This window comes from Geodermatophilus sp. SYSU D00696 (assembly GCF_054050235.1).
Window position 1 is genome coordinate 1 of sequence record NZ_JBJGYY010000078.1, and the last position, 1,847, is coordinate 1,847.

Annotated in this window: 1 protein-coding gene; it reads left to right on the forward strand. The window is 75.2% G+C overall.

Translation table 11 applies throughout. The features are described from left to right. On the forward strand, positions 1-1,847 hold a 1,847-nt coding region (locus ACI79O_RS24115; RefSeq protein WP_456915391.1), incomplete at both ends, for an MFS transporter.

Consider the following 1,847-nt stretch of genomic DNA (forward strand, 5'->3'; position numbering starts at 1 on the left):
GCTTCCTCGCCGGCCAGTCCTCGCTGCTGGGCATCACCGGCTGGCGCTGGATCTTCTACGTCAACGTGCCGCTCGGCCTGCTCGCCTTCGCCGCCGTGTACCGGGTGCTGCACCTGCCGCACGAGCGCCGGGAGCACCGCATCGACTGGCCCGGCGCGCTGTCCCTGGTCACCTGCATCGTGCCGCTGCTGATCGTGGCCGAGCAGGGCCGCACCTGGGGCTGGACCTCGGCTTCCGCCGTGGCCTGCTACTGCATCGGCGCCGTCGGCTTCGGAGCCTTCCTGCTCGCCGAGCGGGCCTACGGCGACGAGGCACTGCTGCCGCTGCGGCTGTTCCGCAACCGCACCTTCCGCATCGCCATCGTGGGCAGCACGGTGGTGGGCGCGGCCATGTTCGGCGGGCTGCTCCTCCTGCCCCAGTACCTGCAGATCGTGCACGGCTCCAGCGCCACGGTCGCCGGCCTGCAGATGATCCCGCTGGTCGCCGGCATCATGGCCGGCGCGGCGAGCTCGGGTGTCGTGATCTCCAGGACCGGCCGCTACAAGGTGTTCCCGCTGGCCGGGACGGTCCTCATGGCCACCGCCCTGGCGTCGTTGTCCGTCGTGGTCGGCGCCGGGACGTCGCTCGGAACGCTGGCGCCGTTCATGGTCCTGCTCGGCATCGGGCTCGGCTTCAACTTCCAGCCGGCCGTCCTCGCCGTGCAGAACGCCGTCCCGCCGGACGAGATGGGCGTCGCGACCTCGTCGGTCACCTTCTTCCGCCAGATGGGCGCCACGCTCGGGACCGCCGCGTTCCTCTCCGTGTTGGTCATCCGCCTGCCCGTGGAGATCGAACAGGCGGTGACCTCCGCCGCAGCGGGCGATCCACGGGTCGCCGAGGCGGTGCAGAGCGGCCGGTTGCCGGCCGGCGGGGACCTGTCGGACACCTCGTTCGTCCAGGGACTGCCGTCGCACCTCGCGCTGCCCTTCGAGGCCGGGTTCTCGGACGCCATCGACCTGGTGTTCCTCATCGCCGCGTGCGTTGCGGCGCTCGGGTTCTTCGTCTTCCTGCTCCTGCCCCAGCTGGCGCTGAGCACCACGTCCGGCATCGAGGCGCGCCAGGCGGCCGCCCGGCGGGCCGCCGGCGCCCCGGCGGCCGGGGCCACCACCGAACAGGCCGTCCTGGCGGCGGGTGCGGCGGCGCCGATGTCCACCCCACGGCCCACCGGCCGGCCCAGGCACGCGGCCACTCGCCGCACCCGGCCCCCCATCCCCGTCCCCCCGGGTCGCCGGTGGCTCCTGGCGGGCCTCGGCCGGGCCACGTCCGCGGCCCCGCCCCGTCGGGTCCGCGGGAGGACCAGGCACCTCCTGGTCAGCGCCGCCGCGCTCGGGATGCTCATCGGAGCCGGCGGTGCCGTGCAGGCCTCCCGAGACCCCGGGGACGGTCAGGCCGCGGACGGGCGGACGTCGGCGGTCGGCGGTGGAAACGCCGACACGCCGGTCTCGACCGGACCGACCCTCATACCCTCGCCGCTCGCCGACACCACCCTTCCCGAGCCGTCGCCGCCGGTGGAGCAGGAGACCACGAGTGGCGGGGCCGTGCCCTCGCCGGCGGCCGGCGGCACCCCGCTCGTCCAGGCGCCCCCCGCCACGACGGCCGCTGGGACGACGGCCGCTGGGACGACGGCGGCTGGGACGACGGCGGCTGGGACGACGGCGGCTGGGACGACGGCGGCTGGGACGACGGCGGTGCCGACCACGGAGACGGCGGTGCCGACCACGGAGACGGCGGTGCCGACCACGGAGACGGCGGTGCCGACCACGGAGACGGCGGTGCCGACCACGGAGACGGCGGTGCCGACCACGGAG